17 protein-coding genes are annotated in these 17,466 nt (G+C 41.9%); 6 read left to right on the top strand and 11 right to left on the bottom strand.

Going from position 1 to position 17,466, the window contains the following annotated elements; genetic code table 11:
- Window positions 1-60: 60 nt before the first annotated feature.
- From ACLOAU_RS25785 to ispF, 5 genes are all read right to left on the bottom strand, one after another.
- Window positions 61-1,617 (bottom strand): murein hydrolase activator EnvC family protein, encoded by a 1,557-nt coding sequence (locus tag ACLOAU_RS25785; protein WP_427864903.1) that lies wholly within the window; start codon window positions 1,615-1,617, stop codon window positions 61-63.
- Between the two features lie 68 nt (window positions 1,618-1,685).
- Complete coding sequence (gene lolB1 / locus ACLOAU_RS25790; protein ID WP_427864794.1) at window positions 1,686-2,474, bottom strand: lipoprotein insertase outer membrane protein LolB1; 789 nt, start codon at window positions 2,472-2,474, stop codon at window positions 1,686-1,688.
- Between the two features lie 33 nt (window positions 2,475-2,507).
- On the bottom strand, window positions 2,508-2,951 hold the full coding sequence (gene dut / locus ACLOAU_RS25795) for a dUTP diphosphatase (protein WP_427864795.1): 444 nt from the start codon (window positions 2,949-2,951) through the stop codon (window positions 2,508-2,510).
- Window positions 2,952-3,146: 195 nt separating this feature from the next.
- A complete protein-coding gene (locus ACLOAU_RS25800; RefSeq protein WP_427864796.1) occupies window positions 3,147-3,584 on the bottom strand; it encodes a RidA family protein in 438 nt (145 codons plus the stop codon).
- Between the two features lie 38 nt (window positions 3,585-3,622).
- The gene (ispF, locus tag ACLOAU_RS25805; RefSeq protein WP_427864797.1) at window positions 3,623-4,102 is read right to left on the bottom strand and encodes a 2-C-methyl-D-erythritol 2,4-cyclodiphosphate synthase; all 480 of its coding nucleotides are present in this window, start codon (window positions 4,100-4,102) and stop codon (window positions 3,623-3,625) included.
- A gap of 86 nt (window positions 4,103-4,188) precedes the next feature.
- Between ispF and ACLOAU_RS25810 the strand changes: the two genes are divergently transcribed.
- Window positions 4,189-5,481 (top strand): UDP-N-acetylmuramoyl-tripeptide--D-alanyl-D-alanine ligase, encoded by a 1,293-nt coding sequence (locus ACLOAU_RS25810; protein WP_427864798.1) that lies wholly within the window; start codon window positions 4,189-4,191, stop codon window positions 5,479-5,481.
- 7 nt (window positions 5,482-5,488) lie between these two features.
- The gene (locus ACLOAU_RS25815; RefSeq protein ID WP_427864799.1) at window positions 5,489-5,950 is read left to right on the top strand and encodes a DUF983 domain-containing protein; all 462 of its coding nucleotides are present in this window, start codon (window positions 5,489-5,491) and stop codon (window positions 5,948-5,950) included.
- A gap of 71 nt (window positions 5,951-6,021) precedes the next feature.
- Here ACLOAU_RS25815 and ACLOAU_RS25820 read toward each other — a convergent pair whose 3' ends face one another.
- Window positions 6,022-6,942 (bottom strand): sugar phosphate isomerase/epimerase family protein, encoded by a 921-nt coding sequence (locus tag ACLOAU_RS25820; protein WP_427864800.1) that lies wholly within the window; start codon window positions 6,940-6,942, stop codon window positions 6,022-6,024.
- A 142-nt stretch (window positions 6,943-7,084) separates the two neighbouring features.
- Entirely contained in the window at window positions 7,085-10,078 is a 2,994-nt protein-coding gene (locus ACLOAU_RS25825) for a glycoside hydrolase domain-containing protein (protein ID WP_427864801.1), read from the bottom strand.
- Between the two features lie 150 nt (window positions 10,079-10,228).
- Between ACLOAU_RS25825 and ACLOAU_RS25830 the strand changes: the two genes are divergently transcribed.
- From ACLOAU_RS25830 to ACLOAU_RS25840, 3 genes are all read left to right on the top strand, one after another.
- Window positions 10,229-10,462 (top strand): hypothetical protein, encoded by a 234-nt coding sequence (locus tag ACLOAU_RS25830; protein ID WP_427864802.1) that lies wholly within the window; start codon window positions 10,229-10,231, stop codon window positions 10,460-10,462.
- A gap of 108 nt (window positions 10,463-10,570) precedes the next feature.
- Window positions 10,571-11,755: a cupin domain-containing protein gene (locus ACLOAU_RS25835; protein ID WP_427864803.1), complete on the top strand. Its 1,185-nt coding sequence runs from the start codon at window positions 10,571-10,573 to the stop codon at window positions 11,753-11,755.
- Window positions 11,756-11,766: 11 nt separating this feature from the next.
- On the top strand, window positions 11,767-12,675 hold the full coding sequence (locus ACLOAU_RS25840; RefSeq protein WP_427864804.1) for a ferredoxin family protein: 909 nt from the start codon (window positions 11,767-11,769) through the stop codon (window positions 12,673-12,675).
- Here ACLOAU_RS25840 and ACLOAU_RS25845 read toward each other — a convergent pair.
- The 4 genes from ACLOAU_RS25845 to nth form a co-directional block, all read right to left on the bottom strand.
- On the bottom strand, window positions 12,672-13,658 hold the full coding sequence (locus tag ACLOAU_RS25845; RefSeq protein ID WP_427864805.1) for an ATP-grasp domain-containing protein: 987 nt from the start codon (window positions 13,656-13,658) through the stop codon (window positions 12,672-12,674). The genes ACLOAU_RS25840 and ACLOAU_RS25845 overlap by 4 nt on opposite strands.
- 10 nt (window positions 13,659-13,668) lie before the next feature.
- Window positions 13,669-15,516: a peptidase MATCAP family protein gene (locus ACLOAU_RS25850; RefSeq protein WP_427864806.1), complete on the bottom strand. Its 1,848-nt coding sequence runs from the start codon at window positions 15,514-15,516 to the stop codon at window positions 13,669-13,671.
- Entirely contained in the window at window positions 15,513-16,298 is a 786-nt protein-coding gene (locus tag ACLOAU_RS25855; protein ID WP_427864807.1) for an N-formylglutamate amidohydrolase, read from the bottom strand. Before ACLOAU_RS25855 ends, ACLOAU_RS25850 begins: the two co-directional genes overlap by 4 nt.
- Before the next feature lie 71 nt (window positions 16,299-16,369).
- Window positions 16,370-17,023, bottom strand: coding sequence for an endonuclease III (gene nth, locus ACLOAU_RS25860; RefSeq protein WP_427864808.1), 654 nt, complete (start codon window positions 17,021-17,023; stop codon window positions 16,370-16,372).
- A gap of 107 nt (window positions 17,024-17,130) precedes the next feature.
- Between nth and ACLOAU_RS25865 the strand changes: the two genes are divergently transcribed.
- Complete coding sequence (locus ACLOAU_RS25865; protein ID WP_427864809.1) at window positions 17,131-17,466, top strand: hypothetical protein; 336 nt, start codon at window positions 17,131-17,133, stop codon at window positions 17,464-17,466.

Here is a 17,466-nt window from a genome sequence, read left to right on the forward strand (position 1 = left end):
TTAAAATTAATCATACCGGCGGTATTCATTAACAGGACCTTCAACAAGGTATTCCAACAATTATCTTAACCAGACGCGGGGATCTACATTTTTCTCTTCGATCATCAGGATAAAATCAAGCTTTCCGCCACCGGTTTCTTCATCGGCACCTACGGTACCGATAGCCTGACCCCGCGCTACAGAAGCGCCTTTGCTTACCGTTACCGAAGCCAGGTTGCTATAAGCTGTAAAATATTTTCCATGTCGTAGCACCACAAATGAGGTACCGCCCACTTTAGAAATGCTTACCACTTCTCCGCCAAAAACTGACCGCACCGGTGCTCCTACCTGCGCCGTGTAGGTTACACCAGGATTATCTCCAACGATATCGGGACCTACTCCCTCAATTTTATAACGCCCAAAACCAAGGGTTATAACACCATCAACTGGTGAAGGTAATTTACCCCGGTTCTGCGAAAAATCGCTATTCAGTGCAATATCGTCAGCTTTATAATTCAGATATCCCCCTGCAGGAGCTTTGTTCTCTACTACCGGAGCCGGTGGCGGCGGCGTATTTTTTTTCACGGTAGCAGGACCAGCAGTAGCCACAATGGAATTGTCCGATTTAGGTACGGCCCTTACCGTGGTAGTTTTACCGGCGCCAACAGGATCAAATTTTAACTCCCGGGACGGAGCAGAAGCTACTTCCTGCGCCGGCGGTGGAGCTGCCGGTGCGGCACCAGGCGATACGGTTGTCGGTTTCGCACCTGCCAACGCCTTCTCCGTTTCCAGTAAGCGTTCGCGGGCCCATGCTTCCTGCCGTTCTTTAGCCTCTGCCGCCGCTCTTTGCTTAGCCTCTTCCTGCGCAATTTTCTTGGCTTCCGCTATTTCCTTCCTTACTACTGACGCAATGTCAGATTTCAACTGTTTATCTTCCTGCTGCTTTTTGGCTATTTGCTTCTGCAATGCACCTGCCTGAGATTGTAGTAATTTAGCAACCGAATCTTTTTCTGTCCGCTGTTCATCCAAAACAGAATACTCATTAGTACGGGTAACTAAAGCCCCTTCCTTTTGCTTTTTGCTGGCAACCTGGTGGGCATAACGCTTATCTATAAGATTATTGGTTTTAACGATATCCTCCATTTGTTTCTCCCGGTAATTACGATAGCTTTTCAAATAAGCTATCCGTTTGATCGCATCGTTAAAACTGTTGGCGGAAAAAATAAAATTCAGGTAGTCGTAATTACTCCTGTTTTTATACGCGTACACTACGGTTCTCGCGTAGTGTGCTTTTAACGTATCCATCTGCTTTTTAAGCCTCTTGATTTCAATAGCACTATAATAAATATCGTCATCGATAAGTCGTATTTCCTTGCCGATATTATTGATATACTGATTTTGCAGTTCAATCTTCTTATTCAACGCAGCTAACTGGTGGAGGTTATTCTTACTCTCGCCTTTAACAGCATCGTAAGCCTGCTGAATCTGTCTCAGCTCCTGCTGCAATTTCCTGCGCTCATCCTCCATCGCCGTTTTATCGCTTGTTTTTTGAGCCACAGCCTGGCTGGAGACTAAAGCACTGCCGGCAACAGTTAATAAGACCAGCAGATTTTTACATCCTTTTGCCAGTTGGTTCACCAACTGAAAGCGTTTTTGTGAAAATAGATACAGTAGTATTGGGGCCTGAAGCATAAATGTTTACCGGATTATTGCTTTGTTTTATAACCTGATGGTACCGAGAAAGGCACTGCCACTTCTCCATCGAAATCGTAAGACTGGAAGTTTAATTTGATAGTGATATTGCTCTTATAATTAACGCGAATATCCCTTGAGGTCGAAAAATTCCTTCCAGCCACCTGTTTGTAGTTGTTGTAGGCTAATTCAGCACTCCGGTTTTTCGACGCATCTACATCGCTCAATTTGCTAGCAGCAGGCAGGTAGCCCGGCAGTAATACGGAGAGCAGGTTTTTAAAGTTTGCATCCTGTGTGGTTATCACATAACCATTCCCTTCTTTGGTAAGTGATGCGTTGTCCTGGTTTACAAAAATGGCATTACCCATCAATAGATCCTGCAAGGTTGTAAAGTCAACGGGCAATCCTATTTTTTCCTGGATATAAGAAAGGCTGGAAGCTATATACTCTTTCTGTAATTTATTAAGAATCTTCACCGAATCTTTGGTGATCAAGGCCCTTACTCCTTCGAAGCCTAACAAACCCGCCGACATCCAGATCGCTTCATCTTTTTTAATCACCAGCTTGGCACTTACGCTTTTACCATTGCCTTTTCCATCATCAAAATCCACATCAACCTTGCCCGAAAAAGTTTTAAAATCAATTTTATTGAGCTTGGAAAGTACAACAGACGGACCTTCATTTTCCACCGTAGCTACCGGTGGTGGCTGGGTTGTATCCACCGAAGGTGTTTTTGCGGCTTTTTTACTTGCACCGCATGATGCCAGTGTAGCTACAGCTATAACTAATACTAATTGTTTCATGTTTTTGTTTTTATGTAATGGACATAGTATCCATTACTGTTTTCCTGTATGTCCAAAGCCTCCCGCTGCCCTTACAGTTTCTCCCAGTTCTTCAACGGGTACCCAGCTAATGATCTCTACTTTTTGTATCACCATCTGGGCCACACGATCGCCATTGTGGACGGTTTGAGCTTCATTAGACAGGTTAATTAAAATCACTTTTATTTCTCCCCTGTAATCTGCATCAATTGTGCCAGGCGTATTGAGACAGGTTAATCCCTGCTTAATGGCCAAACCGCTACGCGGCCTTATCTGGGCTTCAAAACCCTCGGGTAATTCAATAAATAAACCGGTTGGCACCAAAGTCCTTTCCAGGGGTTGTAACACTATATCTTCATTTATAGACGCTTTTAAGTCCATACCGGATGCACCGGAAGTAGCATAGGCAGGTACTGCATGCTGCGATTTATTGACAATTTTAACTTGTAACTGGGTCATAGCGACAAAGATAGCCTGTTGCCGCTAAAGCGAAAAGCTGTTTTGAATAAGGGGAATTTTTAACAAAATGTTTCGTTTGAGGCCGTCCACCTTTTACTAAATTTCTTGAAGAAGATTATGAGCATTTCAGGGGAATCTTCAAAAATATATTCTTAAATGCTCAGCAATGCATTCAGAAAGATTTTGCCCTAACCATTACTTTGGCAAATGTGCAATTAACTCAACTTCCAATTTCGCTTCAGCCATATATAATCTCTGTATTTGCACCCAGGTTGCAGCAGGAAAGTCGTTTTTGTAGAATTTTTTACGAACGTAATTAAGCTTTTTCATTTCGGCAATATCTGTTGTATATAGATTTTCTTTAACCACATTTTGAAATGTAGCACCAAAACTTTGTAGTGAAGCTTTTAAATCATTATAAACAGATTGAACTCCTTCGGGAGTTAAATCTGTTGTTACAGCACCTGAAATATAAAGAACATTATCAACTTTCAAAACTTGTGTATAGCCTGCAACAGTATCTTGTTTGGCCTTCTTATTATTCCAATGCCACTTTTCTTTTTTAATTTCCTTTTCCTGAGAAAAAACGTTGAAAAAAGTAAAAAGCAGCGGGAATATGATAATATACTTCATAAGCATTCGATTTATACGTTATACTTTAAAGCCTCAGCTTATATCCTCTGAAGCAATACAGTTGCGTAAGCCACCAGTCCTTCTTCCCTGCCCACAAAGCCCATATGCTCGGTAGTGGTAGCTTTTACCGATACATCTTCGGTTAACACCTCGCAAATACCGGCAATGGTTTCCTGCATCTGAGGAACAAAAGGTTTTATTTTAGGCTCCTGCAAGGTCAGCGTTGAATCAATATTAACTACTTTATATCCCTTTTCCTGTATCAGCTTTATACAGTGCTTCAGCAATATCTTGCTGTCAATATCGCGGTACCTCTCATCATTATTTGGAAAATGAACACCAATATCACCCAGGCTTAAGGCGCCCAATAGCGCATCACAGATCGCGTGTAGCAACACATCGGCATCACTATGTCCCAATGCCCCTTTTGTATGGGGAATTAAAATACCGCCGATCCAAAGATCACGTCCTTCTACCATCTGATGAAAATCGATGCCGCTGCCTATTCTAAAGCTCATAATTATTTATTTACTTATAAGTAATAATATCTGTATCTATTCGTGCGAATATAACTAACTCCCTTCATTTGTCTATTTTTGCAACCATGAACATAAAGGAACTTTACGAGATTTATTTACAATATCCAAATGTACAAACAGACACCAGGAAACTGCAGACAGGCGATATGTTCTTTGCTTTAAAAGGCCCTAATTTCAATGGTAACCTGTTTGCACAACAGGCACTGAATGCCGGAGCAGCTTACGCGGTTATTGATGAGCAGGAATTTGAAATTCCGGGAAAGACTATTTTGGTGGAGGATGTATTGACGGCTCTGCAACAATTGGCCAATTACCACCGTGCCCAATTCAACATTCCGTTTATTGCCATTACAGGCAGCAATGGTAAAACCACTACCAAAGAGCTGATACATGCAGTACTTAGTGCAAAATATAAAGTATATACTACTGAAGGCAATCTCAATAACCATATAGGTATTCCGCTTACCTTGCTTAAAGTAAAGAACGATGCTGAAATAGCAGTAATAGAAATGGGAGCCAACCACCTGCGTGAAATCGAAGGCTATTGCCGGGTAGCAGAACCCACGCACGGACTGATCACCAATTGCGGCAAAGCGCATCTTGAAGGTTTTGGTAGTTTGGAAGGTGTTAGAAAAGGAAAGGGTGAGTTATTTGATTATCTCCGCACCCTGGAGGATGCCACTGCCTTTATCATGAAGGATTATGACTACCTGCAGGATATGAGCAAGGGTATTGCTCATATTATAACCTATGGCACGCATGATGCCATAATTACCGGAAAGGCTGAAAGCAAGGGTGAATTACTGGCCGTTGAAGTTTCAATTGATGGAACAACAACTCATATAGCAACACAGCTCGTGGGTGATTATAATTTACCTAATGTATTGGCCGCTGTTGCTCTTGGTCACCAATTTGATGTTCCGGCTGATCAGATAAAAGCGGCAATAGAAAATTATAAGCCCTCTAATAGCCGGTCGCAGCTGGTTGAAGCTGGTAGTAATAAAATCATATTAGATGCTTATAATGCCAACCCCAGCAGCATGAAGCTGGCCGTTGAAAACCTGGCCGGTATTCAGGCCGATAAAAAAGTATTAATGATCGGCGCTATGGCAGAAATGGGTAACGAAACTGCCATTGAACACGAAACGCTTATTAACCAGGTTAAAAAAAACATCTGGTACCAGGTAGTGCTGGTGGGCAAACCTTTCCTTCCGTACAGCGAAGACTTTGTTTACTTTGACAATTCTGCCGATGCCGCCAGGTGGGCCCAACAGCAGCATTTTGAAAATGCCTATATACTGATAAAAGGAAGCAGGAGCTCCCAGATGGAAAAAATACTAGCGGCAATAACTCAATAAACTCGTTATGGAAAATAATAAGAAAGCCAGCAGAGGTTACTTAGGCACTGTGCTGGGGTGTTACTGCCCCCGCTGCCGCGAGGGGAAATTATTTGAAAAACCACTCACCTTAAAACTGAGCGGTTTTATGAAGATGAATAAGAACTGCCCTGTTTGCGGACAGCCAACAGAAATTGAAGTAGGCTTTTTTTACGGCACCAGCTATGTTAGTTATATGCTTGCTGTTGCCCTTAGCGTTGCCAGTGCGGTTGCGTGGTGGGTATTGATTGGATTTTCGTTACAAGACAACCGCTTTGTCTACTGGATCATTTTTAACGCTATACTCCTGGTGGTTTTGCAACCCTGGCTCATGCGCTTTTCACGCAGTCTGTGGCTTTCCTGGTTTGTGAAATATGACCCCAATTGGCGAACCCGTGGCCCCATAGATGTTTCTGAAAGGATTAATGAAGATCAGGGTAATAACTGGTAGTAGTTCTTTCAAAAAAATATAAAAAAATGCGAATACTATATACACGACCGGTTTAGTATTCGCATTCTGATTTACAAAGCTTTTTGTACGCGCTCTAATAAGGCTTTTGTTTTAAGTATACCTTCGCTCTCCGACAAAGCACTCCCTTCATATTCTATCCCTACATAGCCTTTAAAACCCGAGTCTTTCACGATCTTAAGGATCTTATTGTAGTCGGTTTCTATGCAGTTGCCCTTTTCATCAAAATTATAGCTCTTAGCGCTAACACCTTTGGCAAAAGGCATCAGCTCTTTTGTGCCCTTATACCGGTCATATTCTTCCGCACACTTATTTCCATCGCGCCTGATACAGAAATTGCCAAAATCGGGCAAAGTGCCTACATTAGACTTGTTTACTTTTTTCATAACACCGCTTAACCAGCTTCCGTCAGACGAATATCCGCCATGATTTTCCACTATCACATTTATTTTTTCTTTAGCAGCGTAATCACCCAGCTTCGCTAATCCTTCTGCGGCTGCATCCGACACTTCTGCAGCCGTACCTCTGCCGGCGGCGTTAACTCTTATTGTAGCGCATCCCAGGTACTTTGCAGCATTCACCCATTTATAATGATTCTCTACTGCTTTTGCTCTTGCGTTAGCATCAGCATTTCCCAGGTCTCCTTCTCCATCGCACATAATCAAGTGATTTTTCACCCCGTTATCTTTACAACGTTTCAGCAATTCATTCAGGTATTCTGTATTTTCTGCCTTGTCTTTAAAAAAGACATTTACGTATTCAACCACATTTATTCCAAATTCCTTTTTTGTAATCGCGGGGAAATCCAGATTGTCTATTTCCTTCGCAAAAAGCTTTTTATGCAAAGACCATTGAGCGAGGGATATTTCAAAAAAAGACTTTTTCGCGGAGATGAGCTCTTTGCCCCATGCAGGCAGTACAGCGCTACCGGCAACTATTGCCGAAGCGTTTCTTAGAAAAACTTTTCTATTCATATGGATATTTTATACTTAAAAAATATTCGGTTTTAGAATGAGCCTACCCTGAGCCTGCCTTCCCCGATTCATATAGCTTACTACAAGATTTATTTTAGCCTACGCAAAGCATCAAGAGATCCCGAAAGATAAACTATTTGATTTATTTGATAATAAGTATCCATCCTTTATTCTTTTCAACCGGTATTAAATCATCCGGTCTGAAAGTTTTAGCCTCCTGAAAATTATTGATTGCAGGGGCAGTGATGGTCGCTTTAGCAGGATCGATGCCCAGCTTTCTCCAGTCAATTTCTAACTTAACTTTCTCATCACTGTTTGCCCAGCTTGCCAGGGATACCAGTGCCGCGCCGTTCTTTTTGTATACAGTGGCTAATACCTGCTGATGGTTGGTTTTTACAGGACAGCCTGCCACCCAGTAGCCGATCATTTCGGTGCCTTCCATTCCAAAATCATCCCAAATTTTCCAGATAGGCCGTGGATCGGCATTATCGCTCCAGGGGATACGATTGGTCATACCATATACCATGCCCCTCCAGGCGTTGCCGCCGTCCTGCAGCATCTCGCCCATCAGGCCAAAGGGAATTCCGCTTACTTCAGTCAGGAAAAATGCAGGGTCATTTTTTTCATAATCAAAATATTCTCCAAACCAGAGCCTGTTGAGATAGGGAAAATGCTCCATATACAAGTTGGCACTATTATTAAACCCATCACTTTTATTGAACTGATTAGCTGAATGCAGATCAATAATACCCGGCGCTCCATGCTGCGTTAATATTCTTTTAATACGCTTCATAGTAATGCGGTCAAATGCCACATCATCCAGGTAAATACCATCTATTCCAACATTCTTCACCAGCCAGTTCATTCCTTCCACATAATAGTTGTGCCAGCGACTCATACCACTGTTTACGATGGCAGCATCCTTGATTTCAGGCACAAACCAGGCGGCAATGTAATCCTTGCCCACCTGCTCCTGCAACCAGCTAAATCCGCCGCCCGGCCCCGGAGAATAGATTTCATGTCCCAGGCTACGCAAGGCAAAGGTTTCATAAGCCTTATTAGAAAGCTCGCGTACCGTATTATATATTTTTACTTTTAAACCAAGCGCATGAGCACTGTCTATATAAGCTTTCATCTTTTTCCATTCTATAAATGGATAATTGATGTAAGGATTAATGGCGTTGGCATGATGAATATTTACCAGGGATGCGCCTTTACTTTTGATGCTATTCAGTTCTTCATACTTATGATAAAAACGGTTCTTCCACTGAAAATCGGTATTAATCGCATGAAAAGGAGTGATCAGCAAATTAAAATTATAGTAAAGCGTATCGCCGGCTTTCATACTACGGGCGCCGTTATAGGCATTAACCAGCACTGAGCTTCCCTTTCTAAAAACATCGATTCCGCCATGGGTAGCATTTCCCCAGGACTGTGGCAGTAACAGTGGCTTTTGTAAATAGAAATTGGTATTCAGAGGGCGTACATAATGCTCGTCTCTTAGCGAAAATTGCAGGCCGGCATTAACATTACCAATCCAGCCACCATCCTGGTTTTTATGCGCTACATCCCATTTCCATAAAATAGAATCAGGTCTTTGCCCACCCTTGTTACCCAAACCCATAAAGTAGTCGGCCATGGCTGGGTTAACAGGAATGTGAAAGGTAATATCTTTAAAAGAAAGATCTTCGAGTGCTACCAATTGAACGGTATAAGGCAGGAAGCCATCAAACTCAAGGGCAGCATTCACCTGCATACGTAATTTTTGCGAGGTATTCACAGCCTCCCATTTTACAGTACCTGCATCCTTTTGTAAAAACCGCACCCCTTCATTTTTCCACTGTATGGCTTTCCCGTTACTTTCAATATGATGAAAATGGATGGGCTCCGCCAGGATATTATTAGCTACAGTTCCGATGGAAGTCATTTCCGGCTTAAAAAAAGTTTGTATTTGTGCAGGAAAGCCATCTTTATTAACCTGTACCTTTCTACCCAAAAAAGATATGGTGGTATCGGTAACCTGCAACGGTGTGTAGGGAGCTATTACCGTATTTTCCTGTGCCAGGGTTGAATTCAACCATTTAAGCCTTGTTTGCTTTTCAGGATCGGCTGCAGCGTCTTTTACCACTTTATTACTAACGACAAGGGTTAATTGAATAACCTGGCTCCCGCTTTGATTAGTTTTTACTGTTGCCTTACCGGTATACACACCAGGCACTGTCTGCAATGGCACATCAATAGCACACCACATAGACTGTATAGTACCCGCCGGAACATCTACCTGTTTCAGCAATACATTGCCTTTATAATCGGTACCGTTGGTATTGATACAGGAAATGTATTTAGAAGGGATAACCTGTTTATTTTTTGATGTAAGATCAGAAAATTCAACATGAACATTCTCCAGATCGTTTAGTGCATGAACGCCTAACTGGTAAGTAAAATATTCGCCCCGGGCCGCTGTATCTTTAAAGTCCGAACGTATTCCCTTCTGCACCCAGCGATAAGGGAGATAGTCCCTCATTTGAACAGGGTGCATTCTGTCCTCAGGAAACACAATAAATTTTTTATTGGCCGATGCATTTATCAATTGTTTTGTTTCCTTGCCGGTAGCTATCATACCCATTGGGTAAAACGTATTGAAAGCATTAACAGATTCATAAGCTGTAGCTGCCGCTTCTCCGAACGCTTTTTTTAAAAGCGTTTGCTTCAACCAATCAGCACTTGTGGTCTCCGCCTGTTTTAAATAAACCCCTTTGGGGTAATTAGAACGTCCCTCATTCCTGTAGGGCATGTAGTAAACAAAGTAATTCCCCGCGCCTGTTACAGGTTCAAATAGTATGCTGGCCCGTTCATTATCTGCTATAACTATTTTTATATTATCAATAGGCTGAGTGCCATTCTCGGATACCATAATAACCCGCTTTTGAGCAACATCATCGTCATGCCTTCGCCAGGGAATAGTCACATGCGCTACCCGCCCGTTTTTCAGGAATTGTTCCCGTGATAATTTTACAATAAACCGGTGATTTCCTAAAGAATCAGCATTCCATGTATTATTACCGTTTATATATTTCAGGCTTTGCCCGATGGCCGTATGGCAAATAAATAACAGGGCTGCAAATAAATAGCGCATCTTGAAAATTTTGAGCAGAAAGGTAATTGTTTATCAAAATCTGTTAATCATTTTATAAAGAAAAAATTGCGCATACGATTGTTCAGATAATCAAAAAGATTCGCTACTTTAGTTTAGCAAACATTATTTATCAAACCTCAAAATCGTTTTATGGAAACAACAAATATTGAACTGAATCAGGAAGATTTATTGGTAACAAGATTAGATGAAACAACCGGCACCGAAGGCGCTTATGATGGCGATGGAGACGGCGACGGAGATGGGGGTGCTGACGGTGGCGATGGTGCCGATGGAGATGGTGGTGCTGACGGAGACGGCGGAGCTGACGGTGATGGCGGAGCTGACGGAGATGGTGGTGCTGCTGAAGGAACAACTGAAGCCTAATTTTCCAGCTTTAAAAAGCAAACATTTTTCAAGCCGCAGTGAATGTATATTTTCTGCGGCTTTTTTTGCCCGATTGTACTATTTCATAGGGCGTATCCCTAATTAAATATGATGAACTATTTTTTCGATAAGATTTTAGCCCCTTATAGCGTAGATGATTTCTTCGATACCTATCATGAAAAAGACATCTTACATATTCAAAGAAACGACGAGCAATATTACCAGGACATTTTAACGCCCCGGGAAATATCAGATTACCTGGAGCGTCAGGACATTTTCTATCCATCGGTTCGTATAGTAAAAAATGGAAAAGAAATTCCCAATAATGAGTATACATTAAAAAGTACGCCAATCGGTCATCATCGTAAAGATGGTATTATCAATACGGACAAAGCATTTTCTCTTTTCAATAATGGCGCAACGTTTGTTATACAGGCCGGACAACGTTATTTCAACAATCTGTCACACTGCAGCCTGGAACTTTCACAGAAATTCAATTCTCCTGTACAGGCTAATTTATATATTACGCCCAATAAATCGCAGGGCTTTAACCCCCACTGGGACACGCATGACGTTTTTGTATTGCAGATATCGGGTACAAAAACCTGGCATTTATACGGATTTGAAAAAGAGCTCCCTACCAAGAACCAGTCTTTTGTAAGTAAAGATTATAAGAAGGAACCGATCCAAACGATACAGCTCAGACCGGGTGATTTTTTATATGTGCCCCGGGGCTATGTACATGATGCTATGGCAGATGACGGCATTTCGTCTCACATTACCATTGGCGTTCTTTCATTTACCTGGGCGAGGTATTTTAACGAAATATTCCCGCAATTGGAAGAGTTTAAAGAGTTCAGGGAAGCTGTTCCTTTCTGGAAAGGTGACCTGACCGAGCTCATAAAGGAAAAAACAGAAAACCTGCGTCAGAAATTATCGGCGCTTAATTTTGATAAAGGCATTGAGCGCCTTAATAAGAGTTATCAATCGGCACAACCACAGCCCGTTCATAACTATTTTGAAAGTATCAGGAATATCAGTAAGCTATCGGCTGATACTACATTAGCATTGAATGAGGGTGTAATTTACCAGCTGGTGAAAAAAGAATCTGGGTATGAGCTACATTTGCTGGGTAAAGCCATCCAATTCCCTGAAGTGATGAAACCCGCAGTGGATTATATTTTCAATCAAAAGAAATTTACTTTGAAGGACCTGCCTGGCGATACAGAAACTGTAAGAGCCCTGGCCACTCAACTAATCAGGGAGGGTGTTGTTTATATTGACGAATTGTAAAGCATTATTATTTGGACAACGAAATTAAAAAAGAGGTGTTTTTCTGCAGTGCCGCGTCGAGGTATTTTAAAGAACAACTGGCCGGCACTGCGGCCAATGCCGGAGCATTCATATTAATTGAGCATGCGAATCCGTTTCCCGAAAAGATAATCGAGGCCCACTTTGACAAAGATTGGTTGCGGGACATTCAACAACTGGCCAAAAATTTAAAAGGGAAAGTACTGCTGATCCGTAATAAAAAGAGCAATTTTAAAGATTGCAAAGTATCGTTTGTTGACTGTAAGGCCGGACGGTATTTTACCATCCAAACAACTGTTGATAAGATCAGCTCTATCAAATTATCAGATCATATTACATCGGTCGATACCCAATGGCAAACTGATCCTTTTTTCGTGATCTGCACCAATGGCAAAAAAGATAAATGCTGTGCTAAATTTGGTTTCCCTGTATTTAAGTTTTTTGAATCTTTTAATGCCGACGTAAACGTTTGGGAATGCACCCACGTAGGTGGCGATCGTTTTGCTGCCAATGTTATCGCAATGCCTTTTGGTATTTATTATGGACATGTGGCTGTAGAAGACGTAGGCCATATTATGGTGAGAACCCTTTTACGGAAAATCTACAAAAATAAATTCAGGGGCTCATCGCGCAGGTCGTTTTATGAGCAGGCTATTGAGTGTCATTTACGCGAACACCTGCAGAACTATGATATAGACTTTGAAATTCATACGCATTTATTGAAGCATGAAGGAGATCATTACGAAGTAGATGTAACTACCAGTAATAATGGTCATTATGTTATGGACCTGGAAAGAGTTAAGATCGACTACCCCCACCTCCTTACCTGTAAGGCTAAAAAGCAGGAAAACATCTCTAAATTTAAACTGGCAAAACTCGAAGTGGTACCAGATGTATCTTAATCCAGCTCCTGTTCAATAGCTTTAATAACTTCCTCAAAATAGTTAACATCGTTCAGGCGACAGGCATGCCCCATACCTCCGGGACTAAACACATTTACCTCCATAACTTTATCGCCCACAATATCAAGGCCCACAAGAAACATCCCGTCTTTTACTAACTTATGGGTTACCGCGTCCACAATATCAAAGATCTTACGGGTTATTTTAGCCTGAGATACCGAGCCCCCCTGGTGTATATTACTGCGAATATCTCCACCAGCCTGGGTGCGATGGATGGCAGCTACTTTCCCGTCAATTACTATCGGCTTTCCGTTTAAAAGGAACAACCTGATATCGCCTTTACTGGCCTTCGGCAAATACTCCTGGGCAACAATATAACCATCACGACCTATGGCGTCCACAATCTGGTTTAAATTCTGATTTTGTTCATTCACCAGGAATACATTCTTACCCCCAGACCCCTGCAAAGGCTTCAATACAATATTCTTTTTATGGGCTGCGTAAAAGCTTTTTATTTCTGCAATACTCCGGGTAATAATAGTTTCCGGTCGTATGATCTCCGGGAAGTATTGAAAATACATTTTATTGGTAGCCTTGGCCAGCGTGTCCGGGTTATTTAAAACCAATACACCGTTTTTCTTCGCCAGCTGCCCAAATACAATTCCTGAATACTGCGCCCAGGGCCTGTCATCCAGGTCGGCAGAAGGATCATTGCGTAGCATGAACACATCCAGGTCTTTCGATTCGATCAGTTTTTTATCAACCTCAAAAACGGCTTCCATGAAAATCTGCGGGCTGCGAAACTTTTTGGCCGGCGCTTTTTTAGCATGCGCCCCCATTTGTCCGGATGCTGTGTAGCTAAAATCCTGAACCGCTATATAATAAACGTCGTGGCCCATTTGCAACGCCTGCAGCGCCAGACGGGTGGTTGTAAAATAGGGTTCTTCACGGTCGTAATCATTAATAACAAAACCTATACGCATATATCGTTTTTTATTGTTGAATCATTTTGAAAATATTCCCGTCCTTCTTGATTGCTTCAAGTTTTACCAAAAAATCTCCCTGCAGGAACCGGGGTGTTATAGGCGCTTCCAAAAGAATATTCCGGTGAATCAACTCCTGTACCACGGGCAAATAATCCTCGCGTATCTTTCCAATCAGTAAGTGCTTCAGGTCCTTTCCTTTCCTGATATAGTCTATTATATTCAGAAATCCTTTTAAGTAAACGGCGTCTTTCGTAAGTCCGCCCCCACGATACACCCGCATACAAATATTAAATGCGGAATGTGGAGTAAATGCATACTTATCAGACAGCAAATTAAAAGTTTCTACAAAGGACTTACCACTGATCATTTCCTGTACAGCCACTACCCGCGCCGCCAGGGTACGCATGCGACTTGCCGTTAATCCTCCCGTCATGTATTCTGCCAATACTGCTAACCCCTCCTGCAATTCTTCATATCCCGGCACCCCGATTGAAAACAGCTCCAGTGGCTGCGCCTTACCGTTATAATACGTTACCACATGTGTGCCAATTTCGTGTTGCAGAAGCGGTTGTGCTCTTTTTTTCGAAACGCCAAACCCTGAATTAATATTCAATACACCTTTCGAAACTAATATTCCTTCTATATCATCGGCAATACGAACATTGGAGGATATGCTGCTATCCTGGGCCCTAAGCCATTTCAATTCTTTTTGGGCCATCAAAGCAAACTCCGCTGCGGTTAGTCTCTTAGCATCACTGGCCGCTTCATTTCCTGCATCTACAGCTACCAGCAATGCTTTAGCCACATCCAGCAGTTGCTCACTAACCGGACCGAATAGCTGTAAGCTGCTCAACAGAAAATCGTGTTTCTCTCTTTCCTGCATCATATTCAGCATGCGGTCTATTTCTTTCCTTTTATCCCTAAATAAAAAAGCGATGGTAGGATCGGTTATTTCCTCAATTGGCAGATTGTATATTTTTCTTTTGATCAGCTCCGGATCTACGGGCATCGGCCGGTAATGAAATACGGGGTCCTTGGCATAATTAGATTTCTCAAAATCGGTCCAGGCCGCATCTGCATTAATAGGCGTCACCAACATCAGGAAATCGAACAGCTTAGTATAGGCTGCGAGCTCCCGGTCTATTTCACGGGCTTTATCATCGATGATGGTAGTACCCAACATTTGAAAATGAGAGGCAATAAACGAGGTCTGCAAACGTATAAACTCAAAAAAGCTCTTGCGTAGTGCCTTGCTGTAATTAGCTCTCAATTCGCGTAAAAACAAAGGGTATGGCTTGCCGGTTGCTTCATTTACATAAACCGGTGCTATTTCCAGCCCGATAAAAGTAATTCCATGCTTCTCAATGTATTCTTTTTTCAACAAGGGTTGCATTGCCTCCGGAGTAGCAGGCTCCTGTTGTTTTTTTATAACAGAGGTTTTACCCCAGGAAGGTATAGGTATTTTATTGAGCTCAGTATCTAGTTTGCGGGCCGTGTCTATCGCTCTTTTCTGACTGATGTGAATAGTGAAAGGAGATTGATATACTTTGGGTGAAAGCCAGGTCTCCAAAATTAAAAAGCCGTTAAACTTATCGGCCAGTAAAGTGCTGACTGTCTCAATAATTTTTCGCATGAGACCATCGGCCCTGTCTTCTGCAATTAAATAGGCAGACTCCGCTTTACCCAATCGATTGGGAAAATAATCTTTCCCCTCTCCTAACCGGTACACAAGAAGAAAGGGGACAGGTTTTTCAATTTTGAGAAGGCCATTACCAGGCAAACTAATATGGATAGGCTCCGATTTTTTGAGCTTATCCTGAAGGCGGTTCAGTATTTTTTGATTAGCTTCCGTCATTGTTGACTCCTGGTTCTTTTTTCTGTTTCCTTTTGCAAAAAGCTTACCGATGACTGTAACAGTTGCCTTAAATTATTCACATTTGGTACATCAGCTATGCCGGTCCATTCGTCCATAAAAGTTTTTTTAAATTCGATTGACAGCACGGCACCATCTTCCCCAAAATTTCCTGTTACCCATTGAGCAAAAGCCCCTCCTTTAAAAATAATATTCTGGCGAACATCTGGCTGATGGCCTAAAACGGAAGTTTCAGATAAAAAACTATTATAGCTATCGCATAGGCCCAACCATCTCGCTTTATTATAAAAGGTCCCCAGGTTGATTTCCGGGTGGGTTTCTTTATCGGCTTCTTTAAAAGGACTTTCCCGACGATGATTATAGGAATGAACATCTAGTATACAAAAGTAGCCATGCTCCTTTATGGTCTCTTCCACTAAAAGCCGGACATTGGCATAGAATTCATCATAACGTGTATGCAATGCTTTAATAGCTGTGTGTGGAAGTCCATCCCAGACCTTCAGGCCCCAGGCATCTTCCGGCTTTGCGTAAACCGATTTTTCCTTTATCCTGTTCAGGTCAAGCTGGAAGCGCGATGCATGAACCACCACCGTAGTTACAGGAAGATCAGCAATCATATACCCTGTATAGGGATCTTCTTCACGCGCACGCTCCTGCTCATCTAACAAAAGATAACCACGCAGGGACTCATCTATCCAATGTCCATCGTGCAAGGCAAAAGCCAGTAATGGAGTGCTCCTGTTTACGATAGTAAAATCTTTCATAACTAACTTAAAAACAAAAAGTAAGCCATAAAAGGAATCAATGCACCGATCGAAAAACTGAAGTTATAGTGTTAATTCAATGCAAACTGGTTTTTCTGAAACCATAAACAAGCTTGCTGCAAACCACATTCCCGGCATTTTGGATTTCTGGCGATACAGGTATACCGTCCATGCAGGATCAACCAATGGTGGGCTTTATGAATCAGTGAGGCATCTATGTTTTTAACCAGCTCTTTTTCTACGGCCAGCGGTGTTGAAGCTTTTTGCGATACCAGGCCAATTCTCTTACTTACGCGGAATACGTGGGTATCAACTGCCATATTAGGCTGTTTCTCTACAACTGAGGTAATCACATTGGCTGTCTTACGTCCTACTCCCGGCAATGTAACAAGTTCATCAACGGTCATGGGTATTGCACCATTAAAATCACTTTCCACTTTTTGCGCCATTCCTACCAAATGCTTACTCTTATTGTTAGGATAAGAAATACTTCTTATCAACGGGAATACGTCTTCGGCAGTAGCCTTGCTCAAACTATGAATGTCAGGATATTTTTCAAATATAAAAGGAGTAGTAAGATTTACTCGCTTGTCAGTGCATTGCGCTGATAAAATAACTGCTACCAGCAACTGGTAAGGATTGTCATAAACTAATTCGGTTTCCGGCTCTGGCATATGAACCGAAAAGTAATCAACCACAAACTGGTAACGTTCTTTTTTTGTCATAGAGATTCAATTATTAAAAAGCAAAACTATGCTTAAGCAACCAATGAGAGATGTCCAGCATCTTTCTTTCTAACTTCTAACAACAGAACGCTACTTAAAAACAGTTTATGCTAAAACCTTTGTATTTATACTTTATTCTTGCGATGTTCGTCTTCACATCCTGTGCGGGTCTAAGGAGCATCAGTTTTACTTCAGACAACATTCAACCCGGAATGACCAAAGCGCAGGTAATATCAAAATTTGGGAAACCAGACCGGGAGAGTTTTAATAAAACAGAAAATAATGTTTTATATGAAACATTGTATTATGTACACTTTGAACCGAAGGGTACTACATCTTATTATGACTATATCCTGGATTTCAAAAACGGAGAACTTGTTTCCATGCGAAACGAACCTCAGGTGGATAAATCTGTAAAAACCATAACCGTAAAAAAAGAATAA

The sequence above is a fragment of the Paraniabella aurantiaca genome, assembly GCF_050309965.1.
GTDB lineage: Bacteria > Bacteroidota > Bacteroidia > Chitinophagales > Chitinophagaceae > Niabella.

Coding starts and splice junctions, on each gene's coding strand:
- lolB1 (WP_427864794.1), bottom strand. CDS start 2,474: ATGAAACAATTAGTATTAGTTATAGCTGTAGCTACACTGGCATCATGC.
- dut (WP_427864795.1), bottom strand. CDS start 2,951: ATGACCCAGTTACAAGTTAAAATTGTCAATAAATCGCAGCATGCAGTA.
- ACLOAU_RS25800 (WP_427864796.1), bottom strand. CDS start 3,584: ATGAAGTATATTATCATATTCCCGCTGCTTTTTACTTTTTTCAACGTT.
- ispF (WP_427864797.1), bottom strand. CDS start 4,102: ATGAGCTTTAGAATAGGCAGCGGCATCGATTTTCATCAGATGGTAGAA.
- ACLOAU_RS25810 (WP_427864798.1), top strand. CDS start 4,189: ATGAACATAAAGGAACTTTACGAGATTTATTTACAATATCCAAATGTA.
- ACLOAU_RS25815 (WP_427864799.1), top strand. CDS start 5,489: ATGGAAAATAATAAGAAAGCCAGCAGAGGTTACTTAGGCACTGTGCTG.
- ACLOAU_RS25820 (WP_427864800.1), bottom strand. CDS start 6,942: ATGAATAGAAAAGTTTTTCTAAGAAACGCTTCGGCAATAGTTGCCGGT.
- ACLOAU_RS25825 (WP_427864801.1), bottom strand. CDS start 10,078: ATGCGCTATTTATTTGCAGCCCTGTTATTTATTTGCCATACGGCCATC.
- ACLOAU_RS25830 (WP_427864802.1), top strand. CDS start 10,229: ATGGAAACAACAAATATTGAACTGAATCAGGAAGATTTATTGGTAACA.
- ACLOAU_RS25835 (WP_427864803.1), top strand. CDS start 10,571: ATGATGAACTATTTTTTCGATAAGATTTTAGCCCCTTATAGCGTAGAT.
- ACLOAU_RS25845 (WP_427864805.1), bottom strand. CDS start 13,658: ATGCGTATAGGTTTTGTTATTAATGATTACGACCGTGAAGAACCCTAT.
- ACLOAU_RS25850 (WP_427864806.1), bottom strand. CDS start 15,516: ATGACGGAAGCTAATCAAAAAATACTGAACCGCCTTCAGGATAAGCTC.
- ACLOAU_RS25855 (WP_427864807.1), bottom strand. CDS start 16,298: ATGAAAGATTTTACTATCGTAAACAGGAGCACTCCATTACTGGCTTTT.
- nth (WP_427864808.1), bottom strand. CDS start 17,023: ATGACAAAAAAAGAACGTTACCAGTTTGTGGTTGATTACTTTTCGGTT.
- ACLOAU_RS25865 (WP_427864809.1), top strand. CDS start 17,131: ATGCTAAAACCTTTGTATTTATACTTTATTCTTGCGATGTTCGTCTTC.